Annotated in this window: 6 protein-coding genes; 1 reads left to right on the top strand and 5 read right to left on the bottom strand. The window is 41.5% G+C overall.

Annotated features, from left to right (window positions below; all coding sequences use genetic code 11):
• The 4 genes from B4N75_RS01825 to B4N75_RS01810 all read right to left on the bottom strand — a co-directional run.
• On the bottom strand, positions 1 to 397 hold a 397-nt coding region (locus B4N75_RS01825; RefSeq protein WP_296706460.1), incomplete at its 3' end, for a ClbS/DfsB family four-helix bundle protein.
• Positions 398 to 448: 51 nt separating this feature from the next.
• Complete coding sequence (locus B4N75_RS01820; protein ID WP_296706457.1) at positions 449 to 1,108, bottom strand: MmcQ/YjbR family DNA-binding protein; 660 nt, start codon at positions 1,106 to 1,108, stop codon at positions 449 to 451.
• Between the two features lie 14 nt (positions 1,109 to 1,122).
• Complete coding sequence (locus tag B4N75_RS01815; protein WP_296706455.1) at positions 1,123 to 1,341, bottom strand: hypothetical protein; 219 nt, start codon at positions 1,339 to 1,341, stop codon at positions 1,123 to 1,125.
• Between the two features lie 172 nt (positions 1,342 to 1,513).
• Positions 1,514 to 2,089, bottom strand: a complete 576-nt coding sequence (locus B4N75_RS01810) for a TetR/AcrR family transcriptional regulator (RefSeq protein WP_296706454.1) — start codon at positions 2,087 to 2,089, stop codon at positions 1,514 to 1,516.
• Positions 2,090 to 2,711: 622 nt separating this feature from the next.
• On the opposite strand from B4N75_RS01810, the gene B4N75_RS01805 reads away from it, so the two are divergent.
• Positions 2,712 to 3,137: a hypothetical protein gene (locus B4N75_RS01805; protein ID WP_296024731.1), complete on the top strand. Its 426-nt coding sequence runs from the start codon at positions 2,712 to 2,714 to the stop codon at positions 3,135 to 3,137.
• 172 nt (positions 3,138 to 3,309) lie between these two features.
• Here the strand turns inward: B4N75_RS01805 and B4N75_RS01800 are convergent, their stop codons facing one another.
• Positions 3,310 to 4,110 (bottom strand): DUF4405 domain-containing protein, encoded by an 801-nt coding sequence (locus B4N75_RS01800; protein ID WP_296706453.1) that lies wholly within the window; start codon positions 4,108 to 4,110, stop codon positions 3,310 to 3,312.
• Positions 4,111 to 4,149 lie beyond the last annotated feature (39 nt).

Below are 4,149 nucleotides of genomic sequence, written 5' to 3'. Positions count from 1 at the left end.
GAGATTCGGAAAAGTCTGCAAGAGCTTTTTCAAGCGGAACGTTTTGACAGTTCTTCCAGATTGCGCGGTTCATGTCGCCGTAGTTTTTCCAGTTGTACGGTTCGGGCAAAAACTGACACACAATCGCAGGCTTTTTGTTTTCGGATTTTTCGCCGCTTCCGCCTTTCATATTTTCTGCGACAAATTTCAAAAGCAGCTTGTGCCATTCGGTCAGGTGGCAAATCACATCGCGCACGTTCCTGTCGCGGCTCCAGTGCGCCTCCTTTTTGTTCAGCGAAGAAAAGTCGAACGGTGTGTTTTTCTCATCTTCGCTCATCGAATCGATGAATTTTAAAAGCTCATCATAGTTTTTTTCTGCAAGCGCAATCAGGTCGGCTTTGTTCTGCGGTCTTGGCATTTTTACTTCCTTAAAAACTAATTTAGTTAGTTATTATATAACGAAAGTGTTTTACTTTGCAAGATTCCAGCTTTCATCTATTTTTTTGCAGATTTTATCAAAAGAAACCGAACCGTCAAGAATGATTGTGAACCAGTGCATTTTGTTCATGTGCCAGCCCGGAAAGATTTTTTTGCCGTCAACCAATGCCGCAATATTTTCAGGCTGAGCCCGCAAATCAACGATTTCGACGATTTCGTCCGAATGCATTCCGAGCTTTCGGCGGGAAACCGTGAGAAGAACCGCGAACCATTTTTCAGTATCCTTTCTGCGAAAAACCGCATTGTCCGAAAATTTTTCCCAAAGAAATTCCGGCTCTGTGCTGTATTTTTCACGCGCGTATTTAATCAGCCTGATTGTCTGCTCGCTTTTAAAAATTGCGGTGTCAAAGCATTTTTCTGCGATTTCGCTAAGTTTTTTTTCAATTTCACTGCGGACATTTCCCACGAATTCTCCGGTTGCCTTTGTCCTGTATAAAATGTATTCCTCGCCTGTCGATTTTTCCGTAAGCGTCGTGTCCAGTTTTCCGTTTTTGTCCAGAACAATTTCAAGCTGAAATTCGCCGTTCAAAATTCCTGAGCTGAATTTGTATTCGCCTTCTTGCTCCGAAAATCCGTAGGCTTTGAGTTTTTCAAGGTTAAGTTTTTTGTGGCTGAAAATTTCTTCAAACATTCTGCTTTCCGCTTTCAATTCACCTTTGAAAACACAATTTTCTTGTCCTTCAGTTTGATTTTCTCAACTTTATAGCCGTATTCCAAAAGTTCTTTTTTGCAGTTTAGAAAAGAATGGTCAAGTTCAATTCCCGCCGCGTCCTTTATCTGGCTGAAAGACAGTTCCAGTTTTTCTTTGCCCGTCTGCTTGAAAATCAAATCAACATAAATCCATAAATCATTGTACTTGCTCATTTTTGCATGCTCCGGATTTCAGTGTCAGTCTTTAATTTTTTTTGATTTTTCTTTTGGGCGTTTCCCTCACTTCGTTCGAGCCGGGCTTTTCAGGGCTACGGCTTTCGCCTTCGACCAAACGCAAGCGTTTGTTTTCGTGCATTTTTTCAAAATGCACTCACCCTTCCAATCCCTAACGTGATTTCCCTTCAAACTGCTCCATGCCTTTTATCATCACGTCGAGCGAAAGGTCAAAACTTTCTTCTATTGAAATCGGGTTTCCGAACGAGTTGTGAATCACCAGAAGCGAAAATCCTTCCAGAAAAGCGCGGTATGTGCGCAAAAGGTGATTGGCTTTTTCACGGCTGATTTTAAGCTTGTCGGTCTGGGCAAAAAAGAATGCGTAAAGTTTTTCGGTCGCCTGAACTAGCTCTTCGCTTTCGTATTTGTTGTACCAGAGCATAGCCTCAAAAACGCCGGGATTTTCAATCGCATATTTATAGAAGAGACTTGCATACTGGCGCAAGGCCTCGTGCGCGTCGTCAGTTTTTATTTGCTCGGAAAGCGGCTCGATTCCGTGCGTCCAGCCGTAAATCATCAGCGACTTCTGAATGTCCTCCTGGCTTTCAATGTGGTTGTAAAGCGACGGCTTTTTGATTCCAAAATGCTCGGCAATCGTTGTGATTGTAACGTAACCCAAGCCGTGCTCGTTCGCAAGCTTGGCCGCCGCCTCAATAACTTTTTCCCTTGTAAGACCCGCACGCGGCATAATTTCCTCCCAAAAAAGGCAAATTGAAAATATCAATTTTTAATTTGCCTTTTTTAGTTGTTTCGCAACGAAGTGAGAAACAACACTTGATAAGAAAGTTTGCAACGCAAACTTTTGACTAAAAACTTTGACGCCATCTTTGACAAAGTTTTTAGTACACCCTCCGTAAAAAGAATTTTTGACAAACTAATTTTATTAGTAATTTTATAACGGCAGAGAATTTTTTTGTCAAGGAATCAGCTTGTTCATTGCAAAACAGATTCCCATGTCGCAGCACGGGAATGACAGTAAAATTACGGTTCCTATTCTTTGTCATTCCAATTGCAGACTTTTCTCATTTCCGCCTCAAAAACACATATGACACACTCTTTTACTTGACAATTTTATGCAAAGAAAACAATAATGGTTAGTAACGTTGCGTTGCAAAATTTCTTATCATCGATTGTTTCTCACTTCGTTGCGAAACAACTCAAAAGGGGATGTCTAATAAGTTCTAAATGTCATTGTCGTACTTGATACGACAATCTCTAAATGATTGCAATATATGCATTTAGATTTTCGGGTCAAGCCCGAAAATGACAGAAAAGATACTTTTGGGACATCCCCTTTTATTGGAGCTATTATGAATTTATCAAAAAAATCAAAAGCCGCGCTGTTTTTTCTTATGATTACAACATCTGCCTGTTTTAGCCAGAGCTGGAAAGACTTTGTAAAGGGAGTAGAAGGCCGAGTCGGCGGAAAAAACAACCCTCAGACAAAAGAACAGACAAAAACAGATAAAACAACAGAATCAACCGATACAAAAAAAACGACTGCAAAACTCTCAAATAATCCGCAAGTGCAAAAACGGGCCGCCTACCTTACTAAGGCCGAAATCGCGCTAAACGCAAAAGATTATACTGCCGCCGCAGAAAACTACAACAAAGCAGTAAAAACAAAGCTTCCATCAAACGTCGACAAGTCCGACGCAGACACACTGAATACCTGGGCTACCGAAATCTATGCAAGATTACAGTACCAGAACATCAAAACATTTACAAACAGATAACTTTTGTCAAAAAAGCCCAATTTACGGTCTAAGATAAAAATTGGGATTTTTTCGGGCGTTTTCCTCGCTTGTGGATGTCGAACAAGTTCTAAATGTCATTGTCGTACTTGATACTGCGATGTTTGCATAGAAAACTCGGTTAGCAATCTCTAAATGATTGCAATATATGCATCTAGATTTTCGGGTCAAGCCCGAAAATAACAAAAAAGATACTTTTGGAACATCCCAGGCCTGCCGCAAGGCAGGAAAGCTTCTGCAAAAACTTCATCGCAAAATGCGAAAGCGCAATCATTCCGGCGGTCATCCCCAAATATTCCGCCACGCAGACAAAAATATTCGGCGCGGAAAGTTTCCATGCGTTCTGCCATAAAAGATAGACGTAAAGCTGGCTGTGGACAATGCAGAAAATTCCGAGCGCGAAAATCAAAATCCATAGAATCTGAAGAATGATAAACTTTGCAGAGATTTTTCTTTTTTGGACTGAAGCGATTGACGGGTCAAGCCCGTCAATGACAGTTAATTTTCCGTCGCCAGATTTTTTACCATTTGCCGCCGCTTCAAGTTTTTTCAGCTTTGAATGAAGATGAAGCCCCAGGTGAAAGCCCATCACTAAAAATCCCCAGGAGCATGAAAAAGTGTGCAGAGGCCGGCTCCAGGAAGCCATATTAATAGAAGAAAACGCAAAAACCGCTCCGCTCATCATAACCGAGCTGAACGCCATCAAAATCATCAGCGCAAACAAAAGCCACGCTGTCGCGCTGAATAAAATCCGCACTGAATTGTATTTTCCGCGCAGCGCAGAACGGTAAAAGCCGCCGTTCAAAATGTGGTGCAAAATAAAAAGCGCAAAAAGCGCAGCCCCGAAAATTCCGTGGGCCGAAAGGTCCCGCACAACCTCGTGGCTCATCAGAAAAATAAAGTCTGCGAACATAAGAATATCGGTGATGATTTTTACAAGTTTTTTTGTGTGCATTTTGATTTCCTTTTAGCCTGCCGTTTTCAAAAAGAATAC

Origin of the sequence: Treponema sp. UBA7570 (assembly GCA_002477955.1) — a bacterium.
In the GTDB taxonomy this organism is placed as follows: Bacteria; Spirochaetota; Spirochaetia; order Treponematales; family Treponemataceae; genus Treponema_D.
The sequence above is the reverse complement of the archived record's forward strand: the minus strand, read 5'-3'. Positions and strand labels throughout refer to the sequence as shown.